We start from the raw sequence: 17,565 nt of genomic DNA on the forward strand, positions 1-17,565 counted from the left end.
GAGGGCATTTTTTATGCACTAAATATACTTTTGTTATAAAAAGTTAAGTACGCAAATACCGCCAACGAGGCTTAATACGATAGTGTAAGGAAGCGCCATCCATACCATTTTCCCATAAGACAGGCGTAATAGTGGGGCAATAGCAGAGGTCAGCAAGAACAAAAAGGCGGCTTGGCCGTTCGGTGTCGCAACGCTAGGTAAGTTAGTGCCGGTATTAATGGCAACGGCTAGGGCGTTGAAATGCTCACGTGAAATGCTTCCAGCATCAAGAGCGGCTTTTACTTCGCTAATATAGACGGTTGCTACAAATACGTTATCGCTTATCGCCGATAGAATGCCATTAGCAATAAAGAACATAATGGGCTGCGAATGCTTAGGCATGTGCAAGACTAAGTCGATAAAAGGTTGAAATAAATGCTGTGTATGAATCACTGAAACAACGGTAAAGAAGACAACAAGCAAAGCGGTAAAAGGCAAGGCTTCTTCAAAGGCGTGGCCTATTCTGTGTTCTTCCGTTATGCCGTTGAATGCGGTTAGAAGAACAATCACCATTAAGCCAACTAAGCCTACTTCAGCAATGTGAAAGGCCAGTGAAAGCACTAGTATTATGGCAACAACACCTTGGATGATGAGCTGAGCCTTGTGCTTAGAGGTGCTTTTCTTGGAATCTTCTTCTTCGAAGTTTTTTAAGATGTTACGAACGTTTTCAGGCAATGTAGCGCCATAGCCAAACCAAGACATTTTTTCTAGAACGATGACGGTTAATAAGCCACAGATAAGAACGGGAATGGAAATAGGCGCGACTCGAACAAAGAACTCAATGAAATCCCAGCCAGCGACTTTGGCAATCAGTAGGTTTTGTGGTTCGCCGACTAGCGTCGCCACCCCGCCCAGAGCGGTACCAACCGCGCCATGCATTAATAAGCTGCGTAGAAAAGCTCGAAATTGGGCAAGATCTTTTTGATTGACCGGTAAAATATGATCATCGCTGCTGCTGTCGTATTTTCCGCTGGCCTGATCAGAAGCCACTTTGTGATAAACCGAATAAAAACCAACGCTGACACTAATCAAAACGGCGGTAACGGTAAGGGCATCCAGAAAGGCCGAAAGGATGGCAGCGGCTAAACTGAAAACAAGAGAAATTGCGACTTTTGAACGTATCTTTATCAAGAGTTTATTGAAGATGAAAAGCAGCATATCTTTCATAAAGTAGATGCCGGCGACCATAAACATCAGCAATAAAATAACATCGATATTATGAACCACTTCTTTGTAAACACCTTCTGAACCCGTGAGCCCAAGTAATACCGCTTCAATGGCGATCAGTCCGCCTGGTTGGAGTGGGTAGCATTTTAAGGCCATTGCTAGGGTGAAGATGAACTCGACGATCAGAATCCAGCCGGTAATAAATGGACCGGCCGTTAAAAGTAGAATAGGGTTGATAATTAAAAATGCAATCACCGCTTGCTTGTACCAAAGAGGTGAACCTCCGAGGAAATTACTGCTAAGCGCTTGTGAAAGGGAGGTTTTCATTTATGACTCCTTTAAGTAAGGTATTTGCTCATTTCGTACACAATACGGACTAATGGTAAAGATAATAAGGGATAAGCTCTTGGGTATCCATACTCTTAATCGTCTAGCGGACATTGCTATTTATTTTATTTGCCCCAATATCATCAATAACTTATCACTATAGAGGAAGAGAATCTTGGAATTTTTGACAGATTATGCAGGCTTTGTACTAAAGCTTGTCAGTGTTGCCATTGTGATTGGCGTGCTTTTGGCCATGATTGCGAGCGGGAAAAATAAATCTCGTACCGGAAACCTCTCAGTGATTAAGCTGAACGAAGGTTACGACGAAATGAAAGCGCAACTTGACCATCAGCTGTTGGATAAAAAAGCGCTGAAAGAAAAAGCCAAAGCGAAAAAGAAACAACTTAAGTTAGAGAAAAAAGCCCAGAAACATGGAGATCAACAAGACGTGGGTAAAAAGCGTCTTTTTGTGTTGGATTTTGATGGCGACATGAAAGCTTCTGCTGTCTCTACTATACGAGAAGAAATTACGGCGGTATTAAGCGTGGCACGACCTGAAGATGAGGTGGTTGTTCGTTTAGAAAGTGGTGGCGGCGTTGTTCATGGTTACGGGTTGGCAGCCTCTCAACTTCAACGAGTAAAAGAGGCCAATATTCCTCTTACCGTCTGTGTTGATAAAGTTGCCGCCAGTGGTGGTTATATGATGGCGTGTGTAGCAGATAAAATCATAGCGGCTCCGTTTGCTATCCTTGGTTCTATTGGTGTTGTGGCACAAATTCCGAATTTACACCGCTTATTAGATAAAAGCTTAATTGATGTTGAGCTTCACACTGCTGGTCGGTACAAACGTACGTTAACTATGCTCGGTGAAAATACAGATGAAGGCCGAGAAAAGTTCAAGCAAGATCTAGAAGACACGCATGTGCTGTTCAAAGATTTTGTTTCTGGTCAGCGACCTAGCTTAGATATTGATGCCATTGCGACTGGCGATACTTGGTACGGGTCAGAAGCGGTTGAGAATAAATTGATTGATGTTGTAATGACCAGTGATTCGTATCTTGTTTCGCATTATGCGTCATCCGAAGTGATCCAGGTGACTTTCAAGCAGCCTAAAGGGATGGCTGAGCGTTTTGGTTTGTCTTTGTTTTCTGCCTTTGAACAAAAAGCCGTTGCTTGGGTAAGCAAGGCGATTCAATCTCGCGGTTACTAATGTCAACTTAGTTGTTGGTGAAAAGTTGCTGGTGAAAAATTGTCAGTAAAAGAGTTGTTAGTTTAGACATGAAAAAAGCCGAGTAAAAGTGAAGTGATCTTTTACTCGGCTTTTTTAGTTATTTAGCGCTGATTAATTATTAGGTTTACTGGTTTTATTGCTGAGAGCTAGTAGCTTGCGGCTCTATATTATTGTTTGGTGTGAGTTCGCCTGCTTGGTCAGGGATAATTTGAGCATCGCCATAGGTAGGTGTGAGTTTTTCAAGCGCTACTTGTTGGATGGCGTCTTCTAGGTCGATGGGCTCAAAGTATATCAATGTACCTATGATAGGGTGATCAATGTAGTTAAGTTTTTTGCTGGCTGTTTTGTTTTTTTGCTCTATGTTCAGGACAAACGTTGGCTTAATAGCAGTTTGCTCATCTTGAACTTGCTCGTTCTGTTGCTGGCTTTCTAATGAGTTCGCTGTACTAGTGTCGTTCTGTAAGGAAGGAAGCGCTTTAAACAAATAATGTTTGTATTGAATATTAGACTCCAGATAACGACCATATTTGATGGCAATTTGACCTGTGAGTTCAGGATAACCGTTGATTAGCTTAGGGCTGTGAAATGTCTCATTCACGGAGTCGCCTCGATTTTTGAAAATCAGCGTCCATTTTTTATTTACTAAGACTTGGGCGTGAGGGGCAATTTTCGCTTTGAAACTATCAAATGGAACAGATAGTTGGGCGATGTTTGCGGCGGATGAAGTGCTGTCGCCCACGGCGGGTTCTGCGTACCTTGGTAAGGAGGTGCTGGACAGTATTTGCTGGTAATCTACCTGTTCGCTAGTGTCTTTATCTGGCCAAACAAAAGTGAGTAGGTACGCTTCATAGGCGCGTGCAGTACTTGGGTCATAGTTTTGATTGTCTGCTGCAAATAGCTGTGAGCTAAAAGCCATGACCGTTAATAATAGTAAGTGATGAGTTTTCAATGTAGTTGTTCCAATGTTTTGTAAGTTTGTTGAAAACGCTCTTCTGCGCTGCTCATATTGGCAATGTATTTTAGTGTGTCCGATCCTACTAGTTTATATTGATCTGGTTTGGTTTGTATTAAACGAATCAATTTCATAGGGTCAACGGGCGTTTTGCTGCTAAAGAATATTTTACCTTCTTTTTGGTTTGCTTCAATTTTTGTAATGCCAAGTTTTTCAGCTTTCAGCTTAATATCTGTTTGTCTGAATAGATTTTTTGTTGGCTCTGGCAATAGTCCAAAGCGGTCAATCATCTCAACTTGTAGATCTTTAAGGTCTTCCTCTGTGGTTGCGCTGGCAATGCGTTTGTACAGAATAAGTCTAGAGTGAACATCACCTAAGTAACTTTCAGGGATAAGGGCGGGGATGCGTAGGTTGATATCGGTTAGGGCGGGTGAGGTTATATCGACATCCGGTGATTCACCATTTTTTAGCGATTGAACCGCGCGATCCAGCATTTCCATAAATAAAGAGAAGCCGATGTGTTCAATATGGCCACTTTGCCCATCACCTAATAATTCCCCGGTGCCGCGAATTTCTAAATCGTGGGTGGCAAGTGTAAATCCGGCCCCTAATTTATCTGCTAGCGTGATGGCTTCTAATCGTTTTTCGGCATCTTTGGTGAGTTTTCTGTCTTGTGGTGTTAATAGGTAGGCGTAGGCTTGATGATGAGAGCGACCAACACGACCACGAAGCTGGTGTAGTTGAGCTAAGCCAAACTTATCTGCTCTTTCGATAATGATGGTATTGGCGTTTGGTATATCAATACCTGTTTCTATAATCGTTGAACAAACAAGAACATTAGCGCGCTTATGATAGAAATCTGACATCACTTGTTCGAGTTCGCGCTCGCGCATCTGCCCATGACCGACAATAACTCGTGCTTCTGGAATAAGCTCTGCTAGTTCTTCAGCGGTTTTTTCGATGGTTTGCACTTCATTATGAAGGTAGTAAATCTGCCCTCCACGATGCAGTTCACGTAAAATCGCTTCTTTTATTTGGTAATCATCTTTCTGTTTAATGAAGGTTTTAACAGAAAGGCGTTTTGCTGGTGGCGTCGCAATGATGGATAAATCGCGGATGCCAGACAGGGACATATTGAGCGTGCGAGGAATAGGAGTGGCTGTGAGAGTGAGAATATCAACTTCTGCACGCAGGGATTTAAATTGATCTTTTTGTTTAACACCAAAGCGGTGTTCTTCATCAATAATTACCAAGCCTAAATCAGCGAATTTGATGTCGCCTTGAATCAGTTTGTGAGTGCCAATGACAATATCTGCAGTACCATTCTCTAAGCGGGAAATGGCTTCGTTGGACTGCTTCCCTGAGCGGAAACGAGACAGTAATTCGATTTCTACCGGCCAATCAGCGAATCTATCACAGAAGTTTTCATAGTGTTGTTGAGCTAGCAAGGTAGTTGGTACTAACACCGCGACCTGTTTGCCGCCTTCGACCGCTAAAAATGCAGCGCGCATAGCAACTTCTGTTTTGCCGAACCCAACATCACCGCAGACTAGGCGATCCATGGGTTTCTTATTCGACATGTCTTGAATAACAGCATCAATGGCGAGCTGCTGATCTGGTGTTTCTTCAAAAGGAAAGCCTGCTGAGAACAGTTCATATTGGTCATCTGGCTTGTTAAAAGCATGGCCAACTCGGGCTTCTCGCTTTGCGTAAATTTCTAATAGCTCGGCAGCGGTGTCACGGGCTTTTTCCGCGGCTTTTTGCTTTGCAACACTCCATTTGTCTGTGCCCAATTTGTGTAGTGGTGCACTGTCTTCATCTGCACCTGTGTAGCGTGAGATTAATTGTAGTGACGAAACTGGTACATATAATTTTGCTTCGTTGGCATAGCCTAATGTGAGTAGTTCCGTTTCTTGTCCGTCTATTTGTAAGTTGGTGAGTCCTAAATAACGTCCTACGCCGTGATCTATGTGTACCACGGGGGCGTTAAGTCTCAGTTCTGTTAGGTTGCGAATAATGGCGTCTTCATTGACATCGCCATTTTTCCTACGGCGTTTTTGTGATACTCGTTCACCAAGAATTTCACTCTCTGCAATAAGCGCAATATCATTTTTGATTTGAAAACCGCGGCTGATATTCCCTTCAGTGATACAGAGCTGACTTTTAGACGCTAGGAAGTGATGCCAGTCTTCGCTGTATCCTGGCGCGATTTTATATTTTTTGAGTAATTCTAGTAGTGCTTCTCTTCGTCCGGCAGTCTCGGCAACAATGAGTACGCGTGCGGATGTGTTGTTAATAAAATGGTCTAGTTTTCCTAAGGGGGTTGGAGATTTAGACTCTATTTTAACGTCATTAAGAGGTTGATAATTTGGGTTGTCGCCCTGATTGGAAAAGATAACGTTTGGATAATTGTTAAAGTGGCTAAATAGTTCTTCTTCTCTTAGGCAAATTTCCTCAGGCTTGAGTATTGGGCGCTCAATGTCGTAATTAAGTGATTCGTGTCTGCTTTTATAGTCGAGTTGAATGCTTGCCACTTGCTCGTTCAGAGAGTCCATTCTAATGATCAAGGTTTGAGAATCTAAGTAATCAAAAAAGGTGCTGGTCTGATCAAAGAAGAGGGGTAAGTAGTATTCAATACCGGAAGGAATAATGCCACTGGAAATATCTTGGTAGATTGGACTTGATAGTGGGTCGGTATCGAATCGTTCTCGAAAAGCTTGACGGAATTTTTGGATGCCTTGTGCGCTGGTTGGAAATTCCTTGGCAGGCAGCATGTTAATTTCTTTGACTTTGTCAGTGCTGCGTTGTGTTTCGGTGTCAAAAAAACGAATCGTCTCGATTTCGTTGTCAAACCAATCGATGCGAATAGGGTTGCTAGCGCCCATTGGGAAAACATCCATTAGTGCGCCGCGTATTGAATATTCACCATGCTCATGGACATTGTCTACATTTAAGTAACCCGCTTCTGTCAGTTTTTTGCTGAGCTTTTCTAAGGGAAGATTTTGCCCTTCTTTGACATGAAATCGTTGTGCAATAAGGTGCTGTTTTGGGCACAAACGAATTAAGCATGAGGCGACTGTGGTTAATACAATAGGCGTGCTGCATTCGGACAGTTGCGCCAATGTCTCTAAGCGCTGGGAAATAATATCTTGATGTGGTGAGAAGGCATCGTATGGCAATGTTTCCCAATCACTAAAGCGTAAAACCGTTTGTTTGTTATCGCTGAGAAAAGACAATTCGTCTTCTAGTTCGTTTAGCTCAGAAATAGTATTGGTGATACAAACGATAGGTCGTTTAAATTGATTGGCGATCGACAGTAGTTGCAGTGCTTTTCTACTACCGTCTAATCCTTCTATGAGGTTTTTATATCCAGGTTTAAGGGTAAGGGATAGGGCATCTAGCATGATGTTTTTAAAAATCTCGTTGGGTAGATAGTGTAAGGGAAACGGAGTCGGCAAAGCGTAAAGCGTGAGGTTTACAGATGGTCACCTTGGCGCCTTTTACATTGTTAGGCTTGAGGCATAATGAGAGCACATCTGAAGTGAGTTTTTCTAGCAGCAAAAAACGATTATTCTCAACGTGCGCTATTATTTCTTTGCAAATAGTACGGTAATTAACGGCTTTGCCTATGTCATCACTTTGGCTTGCTTCAGTGGAAGGATAGTCAATCCAGACGTTAATCACGACATCTTGTTTATTTTCTTTCTCTGAGTCATTAAAGCCGATGTAGGTTCTTAAACGAAGATTTTCTATGTGTATCTGCGCATTTAGCTGCTGCATTGTTACGTTTCCTAAGAAGAGCTGCTTTTAATAAATGAAGAATATTGTGTCGCTTTAAAGAAAGGATGGCAACTAAGAGGTGGCATATCTGTTTGCTGGTTAAGTAATTAAGCAACCAAATGGGTAAGTTTGCTTTGAATTAAAGCAATCCACCCGTATAAAAAAAGGATATTGTAAGAAAAAAACCACATCTAATGCCTGTTTTTTGTTCAGAAGATAGGCTGAATGTGTAAAAAACCACTCAAATGAGCAAAGGTTATAGGCTAAAGGCACAGTTGAATAGTAGTCAAGCCAGCTAATGACCACTATAATACATCGGTTTTTTGGTGAAGTAGATTTACGTTCAATAATGTCTTAATTAGTCGTTATTGGCTCATAAATGTTTTCCCGGAGGGGGTTATGAGCAAACGTACAACGCTTTTGTGTTCAATTAATTGTTGGGCAGAACATATGTATAAAATTACAAAAGGCCTTGATCTCCCGATCAGTGGAGCTCCCAATCAAGTGATTGAAGATGCTGTAGCAGTTAAATCTGTTGCGGTAATCGGTCCGGATTACCATGGTATGAAACCTACCATGCTGGTTGCGGAAGGGGATAAGGTCAAAAAAGGGCAGGTCATCTTTACAGATAAGAAGACCGAAGGTGTGAAATACACAGCACCAGCTGCAGGCGTCGTTTCTGCGATCAATCGCGGTGAGCGACGAGTACTACAGTCTGTTGTTATTGATCTTCAGGGTGATGACGAAGAAGTTTTTGCGTCTTACTCTGGGTCAGAGCTAAAAGATCTTGATCGTAATAAGGTCGTTGAAAATCTAGTCGAGTCAGGGTTGTGGACATCACTACGTACTCGACCATATTCAAAGGTTCCTGACGTTGCATCAGCGCCTCATTCGATTTTTGTGACAGCAATGGATACGAATCCTCTTGCTGCCTCTGCAGAAGTTGTTTTAGCGGATCAAGCGGAAGCGTTTGCTGATGGTCTTACCGTTCTTAGTCGTTTAACAGATGGCAAAGTGTTCTTATGTAAGGCTCCAGGCGCGAAGATCCCAACGACTTCTGATGTTGTTGTTGAAGAGTTTGGCGGTGTACATCCTGCTGGTTTAGCGGGCACGCATATCCACTTTCTAGATTCAGTAAGTGACAAAAAAACAGTTTGGTCTATTAATTACCAAGACGTTGTTGCCGTAGGCAAACTTTTTGTTACTGGTAAATTAAGTGTTGAGCGTGTTGTGTCTATTGCTGGACCACAGGTTAAAAAGCCTCGTCTAGTTCGCACTCAAGTTGGCGCTAGTCTCACTAGTTTGTTGGCTAATGAATTGGCAGATGGCGATAATCGAGTTATTTCAGGTTCTGTATTATCTGGACGCAATGCGTTTGGGCCTTTTGCCTTCCTTGGTCGTTACCATAATCAAGTAACGGTTATTCTTGAAGGTCGTGAACGCGAAATGATGCATTATCTGCGTGCTGGTTCAGAGAAGCATTCTGTATTGAATGTTTTCCTATCTAAACTAACAGGTAAGACATCCTTTGCTATGACGTCTACTACTAATGGTAGTGATCGTACTATGCTGCCGCTAGGTAATTTCGAGCGATTAATGCCAATGGATATTTTGCCAACGCAATTACTACGTGCATTGGTTGTGAATGATACTGAGCAAGCACAGAAATTAGGCGTGCTAGAGTTGGATGAAGAGGATTTATCTCTTTGTACTTATAGTTGTTCTGGTAAATTCGAATATGGCCCGATCCTTCGGGATTGCCTAACTCTAATAGAGAAAGAGGGTTAATTCATGGGGCTTAGAAAAGTACTCGACAAAATGGAACCATCGTTCCATACCGGCGGAAAATATGAAAAATGGTATGCGCTTTACGAAGCGGTTGATACGATTTTTTACCGTCCAAGTTCTGTAACAAAAAATGGTTCGCATGTTCGTGATGCTGTTGATATGAAACGCATCATGATATTGGTTTGGTTATGCACCTTCCCTGCAATGTTTTTTGGTATGTACAACATTGGCTTGCAAGCTAACACTGCATTGCAAGTAATGAATGTAGATGCTGGAGACACTTGGCGACAAGCAATTGTCGGCATGTTAGCAGGCCACAATCCAGCAAGTATCTGGGACAACATGATTTATGGCGCGATGTACTTCCTGCCTGTTTATCTTGTTACCTTTGTGGTTGGTGGTTTTTGGGAGGTGTTGTTTGCTTCCGTGCGTAAGCATGAAATAAACGAAGGCTTCTTTGTTACTTCCATCCTTTTTGCCTTAACGTTACCGCCTACCGTTCCTTTGTGGCAGGTTGCTCTTGGTATTAGCTTCGGTGTTGTACTTGGTAAAGAAGTGTTTGGTGGTACTGGTAAAAACTTCCTAAACCCTGCTTTGGCAGGTCGTGCCTTCTTGTTCTTTGCTTACCCAGCGTCTATGTCTGGTGATTCTGTTTGGACTGCAGTTGATGGATTTTCTGGTGCAACAGCGCTAAGTCAAATTGCAGCGGATGGTTTTTCTAGCTTAACGACGACTTGGTCTGATGCCTTCTTCGGCTTTATGCAAGGTTCGATGGGTGAAACGTCAACGCTAGCCATCTTTATAGGTGGTGCGGTATTGATGGTGATGAGAATTGCTGCATGGCGAATTGTTGCTGGTGTGATGATTGGCATGATCGGAACCGCTTTATTGTTTAACTATATCGGATCTGATACTAATCCAATGTTTGCAACACCGTGGTACTGGCATATGGTACTAGGTGGCTTTGCCTTTGGTATGCTGTTCATGGCGACAGATCCGGTATCTGCTTCTATGACAGAGCGCGGCAAATGGTTCTATGGTGCACTAATTGGGGTCATGGTTGTGCTTGTTCGTGTTGCTAACCCAGCGTATCCAGAAGGTATGATGTTGGCGATCTTGTTTGCGAATTTGTTTGCACCATTTATTGATCACTTTATTGTTCAAGCAAACATCAAGCGGAGGATTGCACGCAATGGCTAGCGGTAACGAAAGTATCAAAAAAACTGTATTAGTTGCGTTGGCTCTATGTTTGGTTTGTTCTATCTTTGTCGCGGCAGCGGCGGTGGGCCTTAAGCCGATTCAAAAAGCCAATAAAGACTTAGACCGTAAGCAAAATATTCTGGCCGCGGCTGGAATGTTAGAGCCAGGAAAATCTGTTAACGAAATTTTCAAAAACGTGGAAACACGTATTGTTGATTTGAAAACAGGTAGTTTTGCGACGCCAGCAGAAATCAAAGCGGCAGGAATTAATCCAGCCACTTATGATCAAAAAGCAGCGTCAAAAAATCCTGAGCTGTCTATTGCGTTACCAGCAGACAAAGACCCAGCGAGTATTAAGCGTCGTGCTAAATACGCCGCGGTTTATATTGTTAAGTCTGGTGATAACATTGATCGTATCGTACTACCTGTTCATGGTTACGGCCTATGGTCAACTATGTATGGTTTTATTGCGCTTAAAAATGACTTCACGACGGTTGTTGGTTTTGGTTTCTATGACCAAGGTGAAACACCTGGACTTGGTGGCGAAGTAGATAATCCAAACTGGAAAGCGCTATGGAAGGGTAAAAAAGTTTACAACGACAAAGGCCAAGCGGTTATCCATTTGGTAAAAGGCGGTGTGAGCAAATCTGATCCTGATGCTGATCATAAAGTTGATGGTTTATCAGGAGCGACGCTAACAAGCCGAGGCGTAACTCATCTTGTTCAATACTGGTTGGGCGATGATGGTTTTGGACCTTTCTTAGCGAAACTTCGTAGTGAGGGAGATAAATAATGTCTGAAGTGAAAAAGGTCTTATTTGGGCCAATTCTCGCTAATAACCCGATTGCATTACAAATCCTTGGTATTTGTTCTGCACTAGCGGTTACTAGTAGCATGAGTGTTAGTTTGGTTATGGCCATCGCACTGACGTTAGTTACTGCATTTTCTAACTTCTTTATTGCGATTATTCGTAACTACATTCCAAACAGTATTCGTATCATTGTACAGATGATCATTATTGCTTCTTTGGTTATTGTTGTAGATCAAGTGCTAAGAGCGTTTGCTTTTGAAATCAGCAAACAGCTTTCCGTTTTCGTTGGTTTGATTATTACAAACTGTATCGTAATGGGCCGTGCCGAAGCTTATGCCATGAAAAATGGCCCTGTAATGAGCTTCTTGGATGGTATTGGTAACGGCCTTGGTTACAGCGCAATGTTGATGGTTGTTGCTTTCTTCCGTGAACTATTGGGTGCTGGTAAGCTTTTTGGACATGTAATTTTCCAAACAGTACAAAATGGTGGCTGGTATCAACCTAATGGTTTGATGTTGCTTCCACCAAGTGCCTTTTTTGTTATTGGTCTTATTATTTGGGCGCTACGCTCTTATAAAAAAGAGCAAGTGGAAGAGCCTGATTTCAAAATTGCTGCCAATTCACGTGTACAGGAGGCGCTATAAATGGAACATTTAATTAGTCTGTTTGTTAAGGCTGTTTTCGTTGAAAACATGGCGTTAGCCTTCTTCTTGGGTATGTGTACTTTGTTGGCTTTGTCCAAAAAAGTAGAAACAGCTATTGGTTTGGGTGTGGCGGTTATCGTGGTTCTTGCTATTACGGTTCCACTTAACAACTTGTTGTACCAAAATTTATTAAAAGATGGCGCTCTACAATGGGCCGGTCTGCCAAATGTTGACTTAAGTTTCTTAGGTCTGTTGAGCTATATCGGTGTTATTGCCGCTGTGGTTCAAATTTTGGAAATGGCATTGGATAAGTATGTTCCTGCGTTATACAACGCGTTAGGGGTGTTCTTGCCGTTGATTACAGTAAATTGTGCCATCATGGGTGCTTCTTTGTTCATGGTTGAGCGTGATTACAACTTTAGTGAAAGTGTTGTCTATGGCGTTGGTGCTGGTATTGGTTGGGCGTTGGCTATTGCTGCTCTTGCTGGTATCCGTGAGAAACTTAAATACTCGGATGTCCCTGCGGGTCTTCGTGGTTTAGGTATTACCTTCATTACTGTTGGCTTGATGAGCTTAGGCTTTATGTCATTTTCGGGTGTGCAGCTTTAATTTGCATAATATAGACAACCAAGAATAAGGTTTAATTAACATGGTCAACTTAGAAATTATTCTAGGTGTGGTGATGTTCACAGCTATCGTATTGGGTCTTGTGGCAATTATTCTTGCTGCTCGTGCTCAATTGGTAAGCTCTGGTGACGTAACAATCCGCATCAATGGTGAAAGGGAAGTAACAACGGCTGCTGGCGGTAAGTTGCTTCAGACTTTGGCTGGCAATGGTATATTTCTATCGTCCGCTTGTGGCGGCGGTGGTACTTGTGCGCAGTGTAAATGTAAGGTGACAAGTGGTGGTGGTTCTATGCTATCTACTGAACAAGCTCACTTTACACGCCGTGAAGAGAAAGAGGGTTTTCGTCTTTCTTGTCAGGTTGCTGTTAAGCAGGATATGGATGTTGAAGTGCCCGAAGAAGTCTTCGGCGTTAAAGCGTGGGATTGTACTGTTGAGTCAAACCCAAATGTTGCGACCTTCATTAAAGAGTTAACGTTAAAATTGCCAGAAGGCGAAAACGTTGATTTTCGTGCTGGCGGTTATGTTCAGCTTGAAGCGCCAGCTCACACGGTGAATTACAAAGATTTCGACATCGATGAAGAATATCGTGGCGATTGGGATAAATTCAATCTTTGGAAGTTTGTTTCTAAAGTAGATGAGACGGTTATCCGTGCTTATTCTATGGCGAACTACCCAGAAGAAAGAGGTGTGGTTAAGTTTAATATTCGTATTGCTTCGCCGCCTCCTGGTAAAGATGATTTACCACCAGGCCAAATGTCCTCTTACGTTTTTAGTCTGAAACCAGGCGATAAAATCAAAGTATATGGACCATTTGGTGAATTCTTTGCGAAAGACACAGACGCTGAAATGGTATTTGTTGGTGGTGGTGCTGGTATGGCACCGATGCGATCACATATCTTTGATCAGCTTAAACGTCTGCATTCTACTCGTAAGATTACTTTCTGGTACGGTGCTCGTAGTGTGCGTGAAGCATTCTATGTTGAAGAGTACGATAAGCTTCAAGAAGAGAATGAAAACTTTGAATGGCACTTAGCTTTGTCTGATCCGCAACCAGAAGATAACTGGGATGGTAAGACTGGTTTCATTCATAATGTTCTTTATGAAAGCTATCTTAAAGATCACCCGGCGCCAGAAGATTGTGAGTTCTACATGTGTGGGCCTCCAATGATGAACGCGTCTGTTATTAAAATGCTAGAAGACTTAGGTGTTGAGAAAGATAATATCTTGCTTGATGACTTTGGTGGTTAGCGTTTGATATTTAGGACCCACCTACTTAGGTGGGTCTTATTTTGTTTGTGTATTGCTTAATTGACGCATTGAAGCAGGTCAAAAAAACGTATTTGCCTTTGTTATCTTCGTGATTTTTTACCAGTGCATAAACAAAATAAAGATAATGTCTCTGTTTTAGCTAGTCTCATTCATTTTTTCTTTTTTGCTTCTGAATTGATGTTTTGCTGACTCACTCCCTGCATGATTACTTGCTAAGATTGAAAGATATTCTAGAAATGCTTTTTAGTGCATTTTAAAACGATTTTAAGTTTACGATAGTGGCTAAGCTGCTCTCGTGTTTGGAGGTAAGATTATGTTGACTATTGTTTTGGCATTTGCGCTTATGCTTTTGCTGGTCGCTGCGATGGCGATTGGTGTCATTATGGGAAGAAAACCGATTGCTGGTTCTTGTGGTGGTATGAGTGCCCTAGGTATGGAAGTTGCTTGTGATATCTGCGGTGGCGATAAAGGCAAGTGTGAGAAAGAAACAGAGCAAGCCGCTTCCAAAAGCGTATCAAGCGAAACGTTTTACGACGCGTCTAAGTAAATGAATTTTTAAAGGGGATACTATGACGGCAAGACATTATGATGTGGTGGTGCTAGGTACCGGCCCTGCTGGTGAAGGTGCTGCTATGAATGCGGCTAAAGCAGGAAAAAGAGTAGCCGTTGTTGAGGCTAGTCCGCAAGTCGGAGGGAGTTGTACGCACCTAGGGACAATCCCATCAAAGGCCTTGCGTCATGCTGTAAAAGAAATCATCGCTTTTAATACAAACCCAATGTTTCGTGACATTGGAGAGCCTCGCTGGTTTTCTTTTCCAAAGGTGCTTGATAGGGCGAATAAAGTCATTGACCAGCAAGTGATGGGTCGAACTGAATATTATGTGCGTAACCGGGTGGATATTTACTTCGGGCGTGGCAAATTCAAAGACGCAAACACGATTGAAGTGAATACTTACGAGAATGGTCCTGAGTTATTAACTGCAGATAAGGTTGTGATTGCGACAGGTTCGCGTCCTTATCGTCCTGCAAATATTGATTTTACCCATCCACGTATTTATTGCTCAGATACTATTTTAAGCTTAAGTCATACGCCTCGCTCATTGATTATTTATGGCGCGGGTGTCATTGGGTGTGAGTATGCATCTATCTTCTGTGGCCTTGGTGTCCGTGTTGAGCTAATTAACCCTGGTAAGAAGCTATTAAGTTTCCTAGATGATGAGATTACTGACGCGCTCAGTTATCACCTAAGAGATAATGGCGTGCTAATTCGTCACAATGAAACGTTTGAGTCGGTAGAGACGACAGATCGTGGTGTAGTGATGAACTTGGCTTCTGGTAAAAAATTACGTGCCGATGCGTTATTGTTCTGTAATGGACGCTCCGGTAATACGGATTCGTTGGGGCTGGACAGTATTGGCTTAGCAGCAAACGGCCGTGGTCAATTGGCGGTTAATGATACTTACCAAACGCAAGTAGAGAATGTCTATGCAGCGGGTGATGTTATTGGTTGGCCAAGTTTGGCGAGTGCAGCCTACGATCAAGGTCGTGCGGTAGCCGCTAATATGTTTGGTATTCAAGGCGGTCACTTTATCAGTGAAGTGCCAACAGGTATTTATACCATTCCAGAAATCAGTTCTATCGGTAAAACGGAAGCGGAATTGACAGCGGAAAAAGTTCCTTATGAAGTGGGTCGTGCTTTCTTTAAAAACACCGCACGAGCACAGATTACCGGTGAGGCGGTGGGTATGTTGAAAATACTCTTCCATCGTGAAAGTTTGGAAATTTTAGGGATTCACTGTTTTGGTGACCAAGCGTCCGAGATTGTTCACATTGGGCAGGCGATTATGAAGCAGCCAGGTGAGCAGAACTCATTGAAGTACTTCTTGAACACAACGTTTAACTATCCAACGATGGCAGAAGCGTATCGTGTTGCGGCTCTAAACGGCTTTAACCGCGTGTTCTAGTGTTTGTTCAGAGCTAAAAAAAGGCATTCGTTTTAACTAGCGAATGCCTTTTTTATTGGCGTGAAGTGCTTTCAAAGTGTTTCTAGATTTGAGACTAGCTGCCTTTTATAGCGTGAATGGCTTTTAAGTTTCTGAAAGCCCCTTTGTAATCCATGCCGAAACCAAATAAGAAGCGATCTTCAACATCTAGCCCAATGTAATCTGGTGTTATGTTTACTTTTCGATCGTGAAGCTTGTTAACCACGGTAGCAGTAAATACATTTTTAGCACCTTGAGTTTCGAACCACTCAATAATCGCTTGTAATGTGTGCCCTTGATCAAATATGTCATCAACAATCAAAATATCTCTATTGGTGATGTCTGTTTGTGGGTAGCTCATCCATTTAAGGTTAGTGCCTTCCGTTTCCATTCCATATCTTGATGCGTGGACGTAATCCAGTTCGAGTGGGAAGGGGAGTCGTTCTATTAATGCGGCAGTTGGGATAAGTCCACCGTTCATAACGCAAATCACGAGTGGTAGTTTATCTTTCAGGTCCGTGGTTATTTGTTTTGCCATTTTATCTAACGCCGCATCTATCTGATTGGCGTCAATAAGGCAGTCGGACTCTTCTAATATTGTATTTAGATCGTTAACTTTGTTGATCATAACTGGCTCTGCTTGAAAATATTCGCGTAATTTTAACCTAATCTTGACCAGATGCTAAGTTTTTAATTTTATGGATGCTTGCGCATAAACAAGTCGTTGCAAGAATGATTACCCATAATGACTGAAGCCAGATTAAAAAAATAGGTAGAGCGGCAAAGGCACCGTAGACCACCTGATATGAGCTGAAAAAGTGAGCGAAGCGACTAAATATAGTATTTAGAATCAGCAAGGCTAATGCTCCTAAAAACGAGGCAATGGAGGCCAGCTTAAGAGATACTTCGGTATTGGGGGTGAGAAAGTTAAGCGTCAGTAGTATTAGAAAATACATAAAAATACGCCCCAAGCTCAGTAAATAACTAATCCAGGTGTTAGGTTCAACGTCTCTAATTTGAAACGATAACATGGTACCTGAGAGGCTTAATGATGCAGCTAGTAAAATGGGGCCTAAAGTAAGAATCGCCCAATAGGTAAGTAGTCGCTCACGTAATCTTCTCTTATTTTTTATCTTCCAAATAGATTGAACGCTGTTTTCAAAGGAGTTTAGTAGTAATAAAGCCGTAATCACCAAGGCGACAAGGCCTGCAGCGGGAAGGTTTTTTGCCTGTTTTGAGAATTGTAATAGATAAGGAAAAATAGCGTCACTCGTTCCGGACGTTAAATGTGCTTCGATGAAGTCAAAAAACTGTGTTTGCATGTGTTGCAGTGCTGGAGTAAAGCCTAATATTCCGATAATAATGGTAATAATCGGGACTGCAGCAAGCAGGCTGGACAACGTTAGTTGTGCAGCTTTTTGTGGTAAATGGCTTCGTTTGAAGTGTTCTAGCGTTTCGAGCCAGTAAAGTTTTGCGTTTTGAAGTGATAAATTGAAGCGGTCTTGCATTGGTTCGCTCTGTTAATTTACAAAGGTCAATAATAGCATAATTGGATTAAATTAAATTGAGGTCAGTAGTAGTTTTTGCACATTGCACAATAACGGTGCAATGCGCCCTATTATGGTGTCTTGGCGTTGTTTTTTGTGCTTTTTGTGTTAATATCTCTCTCGTTCCTTTTGTGATATTTGTTCTGACGAATATTCAAAGCAAATGTTTTGTCTATTCTCGGTTCTTTGGTGACGAAAAG

15 protein-coding genes are annotated in these 17,565 nt (G+C 42.2%); 9 read left to right on the forward strand and 6 right to left on the reverse strand.

Features of this window, described 5'->3' with window-relative positions:
- Positions 1 to 33: 33 nt before the first annotated feature.
- Positions 34 to 1,533 carry a sodium/proton antiporter NhaB gene (gene nhaB / locus E0D70_RS01685; protein ID WP_133010521.1) on the reverse strand — a complete coding sequence of 500 codons (1,500 nt, stop codon included), beginning with the start codon at positions 1,531 to 1,533 and terminating at the stop codon, positions 34 to 36.
- A gap of 175 nt (positions 1,534 to 1,708) precedes the next feature.
- On the opposite strand from nhaB, the gene sohB reads away from it, so the two are divergent.
- Positions 1,709 to 2,743, forward strand: a complete 1,035-nt coding sequence (gene sohB / locus E0D70_RS01690; protein WP_133010522.1) for a protease SohB — start codon at positions 1,709 to 1,711, stop codon at positions 2,741 to 2,743.
- 154 nt (positions 2,744 to 2,897) lie between these two features.
- Here the strand turns inward: sohB and E0D70_RS01695 are convergent, their stop codons facing one another.
- Genes E0D70_RS01695 through folX form a run of 3 tightly spaced genes read right to left on the reverse strand, consistent with a single transcriptional unit; the run spans position 2,898 to position 7,496 of the window.
- Complete coding sequence (locus E0D70_RS01695) at positions 2,898 to 3,713, reverse strand: CsiV family protein (RefSeq protein ID WP_133010523.1); 816 nt, start codon at positions 3,711 to 3,713, stop codon at positions 2,898 to 2,900.
- A complete protein-coding gene (mfd, locus tag E0D70_RS01700; protein ID WP_133010524.1) occupies positions 3,710 to 7,120 on the reverse strand; it encodes a transcription-repair coupling factor in 3,411 nt (1,136 codons plus the stop codon). The genes E0D70_RS01695 and mfd overlap by 4 nt, the downstream gene beginning before the upstream one ends.
- 7 nt (positions 7,121 to 7,127) lie before the next feature.
- Positions 7,128 to 7,496, reverse strand: a complete 369-nt coding sequence (gene folX, locus E0D70_RS01705) for a dihydroneopterin triphosphate 2'-epimerase (protein ID WP_133010525.1) — start codon at positions 7,494 to 7,496, stop codon at positions 7,128 to 7,130.
- A 450-nt stretch (positions 7,497 to 7,946) separates the two neighbouring features.
- On the opposite strand from folX, the gene E0D70_RS01710 reads away from it, so the two are divergent.
- The 8 genes from E0D70_RS01710 (at position 7,947) to sthA (ending at position 15,800) form a co-directional block, all read left to right on the forward strand.
- Positions 7,947 to 9,284 carry a Na(+)-translocating NADH-quinone reductase subunit A gene (locus E0D70_RS01710; RefSeq protein ID WP_133010526.1) on the forward strand — a complete coding sequence of 446 codons (1,338 nt, stop codon included), beginning with the start codon at positions 7,947 to 7,949 and terminating at the stop codon, positions 9,282 to 9,284.
- Positions 9,285 to 9,287: 3 nt separating this feature from the next.
- Positions 9,288 to 10,484 carry an NADH:ubiquinone reductase (Na(+)-transporting) subunit B gene (locus E0D70_RS01715; protein ID WP_133010527.1) on the forward strand — a complete coding sequence of 399 codons (1,197 nt, stop codon included), beginning with the start codon at positions 9,288 to 9,290 and terminating at the stop codon, positions 10,482 to 10,484.
- Positions 10,477 to 11,277, forward strand: a complete 801-nt coding sequence (locus tag E0D70_RS01720; RefSeq protein ID WP_133010528.1) for a Na(+)-translocating NADH-quinone reductase subunit C — start codon at positions 10,477 to 10,479, stop codon at positions 11,275 to 11,277. The genes E0D70_RS01715 and E0D70_RS01720 overlap by 8 nt, the downstream gene beginning before the upstream one ends.
- Positions 11,277 to 11,939: an NADH:ubiquinone reductase (Na(+)-transporting) subunit D gene (locus E0D70_RS01725; RefSeq protein ID WP_133010529.1), complete on the forward strand. Its 663-nt coding sequence runs from the start codon at positions 11,277 to 11,279 to the stop codon at positions 11,937 to 11,939. The genes E0D70_RS01720 and E0D70_RS01725 overlap by 1 nt, the downstream gene beginning before the upstream one ends.
- Positions 11,940 to 12,548 (forward strand): NADH:ubiquinone reductase (Na(+)-transporting) subunit E, encoded by a 609-nt coding sequence (gene nqrE, locus E0D70_RS01730; RefSeq protein WP_133010530.1) that lies wholly within the window; start codon positions 11,940 to 11,942, stop codon positions 12,546 to 12,548. It abuts the gene before it with no gap.
- 40 nt (positions 12,549 to 12,588) lie between these two features.
- Complete coding sequence (nqrF, locus tag E0D70_RS01735; protein ID WP_133010531.1) at positions 12,589 to 13,815, forward strand: NADH:ubiquinone reductase (Na(+)-transporting) subunit F; 1,227 nt, start codon at positions 12,589 to 12,591, stop codon at positions 13,813 to 13,815.
- 334 nt (positions 13,816 to 14,149) lie between these two features.
- Complete coding sequence (nqrM, locus tag E0D70_RS01740; protein ID WP_133010532.1) at positions 14,150 to 14,383, forward strand: (Na+)-NQR maturation NqrM; 234 nt, start codon at positions 14,150 to 14,152, stop codon at positions 14,381 to 14,383.
- A gap of 22 nt (positions 14,384 to 14,405) precedes the next feature.
- Positions 14,406 to 15,800, forward strand: coding sequence for a Si-specific NAD(P)(+) transhydrogenase (gene sthA, locus E0D70_RS01745; protein WP_133010533.1), 1,395 nt, complete (start codon positions 14,406 to 14,408; stop codon positions 15,798 to 15,800).
- Positions 15,801 to 15,894: 94 nt separating this feature from the next.
- Here sthA and E0D70_RS01750 read toward each other — a convergent pair whose 3' ends face one another.
- Together E0D70_RS01750 and E0D70_RS01755 are read right to left on the reverse strand one after the other, a co-directional pair.
- Complete coding sequence (locus tag E0D70_RS01750; protein ID WP_133010534.1) at positions 15,895 to 16,446, reverse strand: hypoxanthine-guanine phosphoribosyltransferase; 552 nt, start codon at positions 16,444 to 16,446, stop codon at positions 15,895 to 15,897.
- A 37-nt stretch (positions 16,447 to 16,483) separates the two neighbouring features.
- Positions 16,484 to 17,326 carry a YihY family inner membrane protein gene (locus E0D70_RS01755; protein WP_133010535.1) on the reverse strand — a complete coding sequence of 281 codons (843 nt, stop codon included), beginning with the start codon at positions 17,324 to 17,326 and terminating at the stop codon, positions 16,484 to 16,486.
- Positions 17,327 to 17,565 lie beyond the last annotated feature (239 nt).

The organism is Marinomonas flavescens (assembly GCF_004352835.1).
Lineage (GTDB): Bacteria > Pseudomonadota > Gammaproteobacteria > Pseudomonadales > Marinomonadaceae > Marinomonas > Marinomonas flavescens.

Excerpts from the sequence above, each read along its gene's own strand:
- nhaB (WP_133010521.1), bottom strand. The coding sequence starts at position 1,533 with ATGAAAACCTCCCTTTCACAAGCGCTTAGCAGTAATTTCCTCGGAGGT.
- mfd (WP_133010524.1), bottom strand. The coding sequence starts at position 7,120 with ATGCTAGATGCCCTATCCCTTACCCTTAAACCTGGATATAAAAACCTC.
- folX (WP_133010525.1), bottom strand. The coding sequence starts at position 7,496 with ATGCAGCAGCTAAATGCGCAGATACACATAGAAAATCTTCGTTTAAGA.
- E0D70_RS01710 (WP_133010526.1), top strand. The coding sequence starts at position 7,947 with ATGTATAAAATTACAAAAGGCCTTGATCTCCCGATCAGTGGAGCTCCC.
- E0D70_RS01715 (WP_133010527.1), top strand. The coding sequence starts at position 9,288 with ATGGGGCTTAGAAAAGTACTCGACAAAATGGAACCATCGTTCCATACC.
- E0D70_RS01720 (WP_133010528.1), top strand. The coding sequence starts at position 10,477 with ATGGCTAGCGGTAACGAAAGTATCAAAAAAACTGTATTAGTTGCGTTG.
- E0D70_RS01725 (WP_133010529.1), top strand. The coding sequence starts at position 11,277 with ATGTCTGAAGTGAAAAAGGTCTTATTTGGGCCAATTCTCGCTAATAAC.
- nqrE (WP_133010530.1), top strand. The coding sequence starts at position 11,940 with ATGGAACATTTAATTAGTCTGTTTGTTAAGGCTGTTTTCGTTGAAAAC.
- nqrF (WP_133010531.1), top strand. The coding sequence starts at position 12,589 with ATGGTCAACTTAGAAATTATTCTAGGTGTGGTGATGTTCACAGCTATC.
- nqrM (WP_133010532.1), top strand. The coding sequence starts at position 14,150 with ATGTTGACTATTGTTTTGGCATTTGCGCTTATGCTTTTGCTGGTCGCT.
- sthA (WP_133010533.1), top strand. The coding sequence starts at position 14,406 with ATGACGGCAAGACATTATGATGTGGTGGTGCTAGGTACCGGCCCTGCT.
- E0D70_RS01750 (WP_133010534.1), bottom strand. The coding sequence starts at position 16,446 with ATGATCAACAAAGTTAACGATCTAAATACAATATTAGAAGAGTCCGAC.
- E0D70_RS01755 (WP_133010535.1), bottom strand. The coding sequence starts at position 17,326 with ATGCAAGACCGCTTCAATTTATCACTTCAAAACGCAAAACTTTACTGG.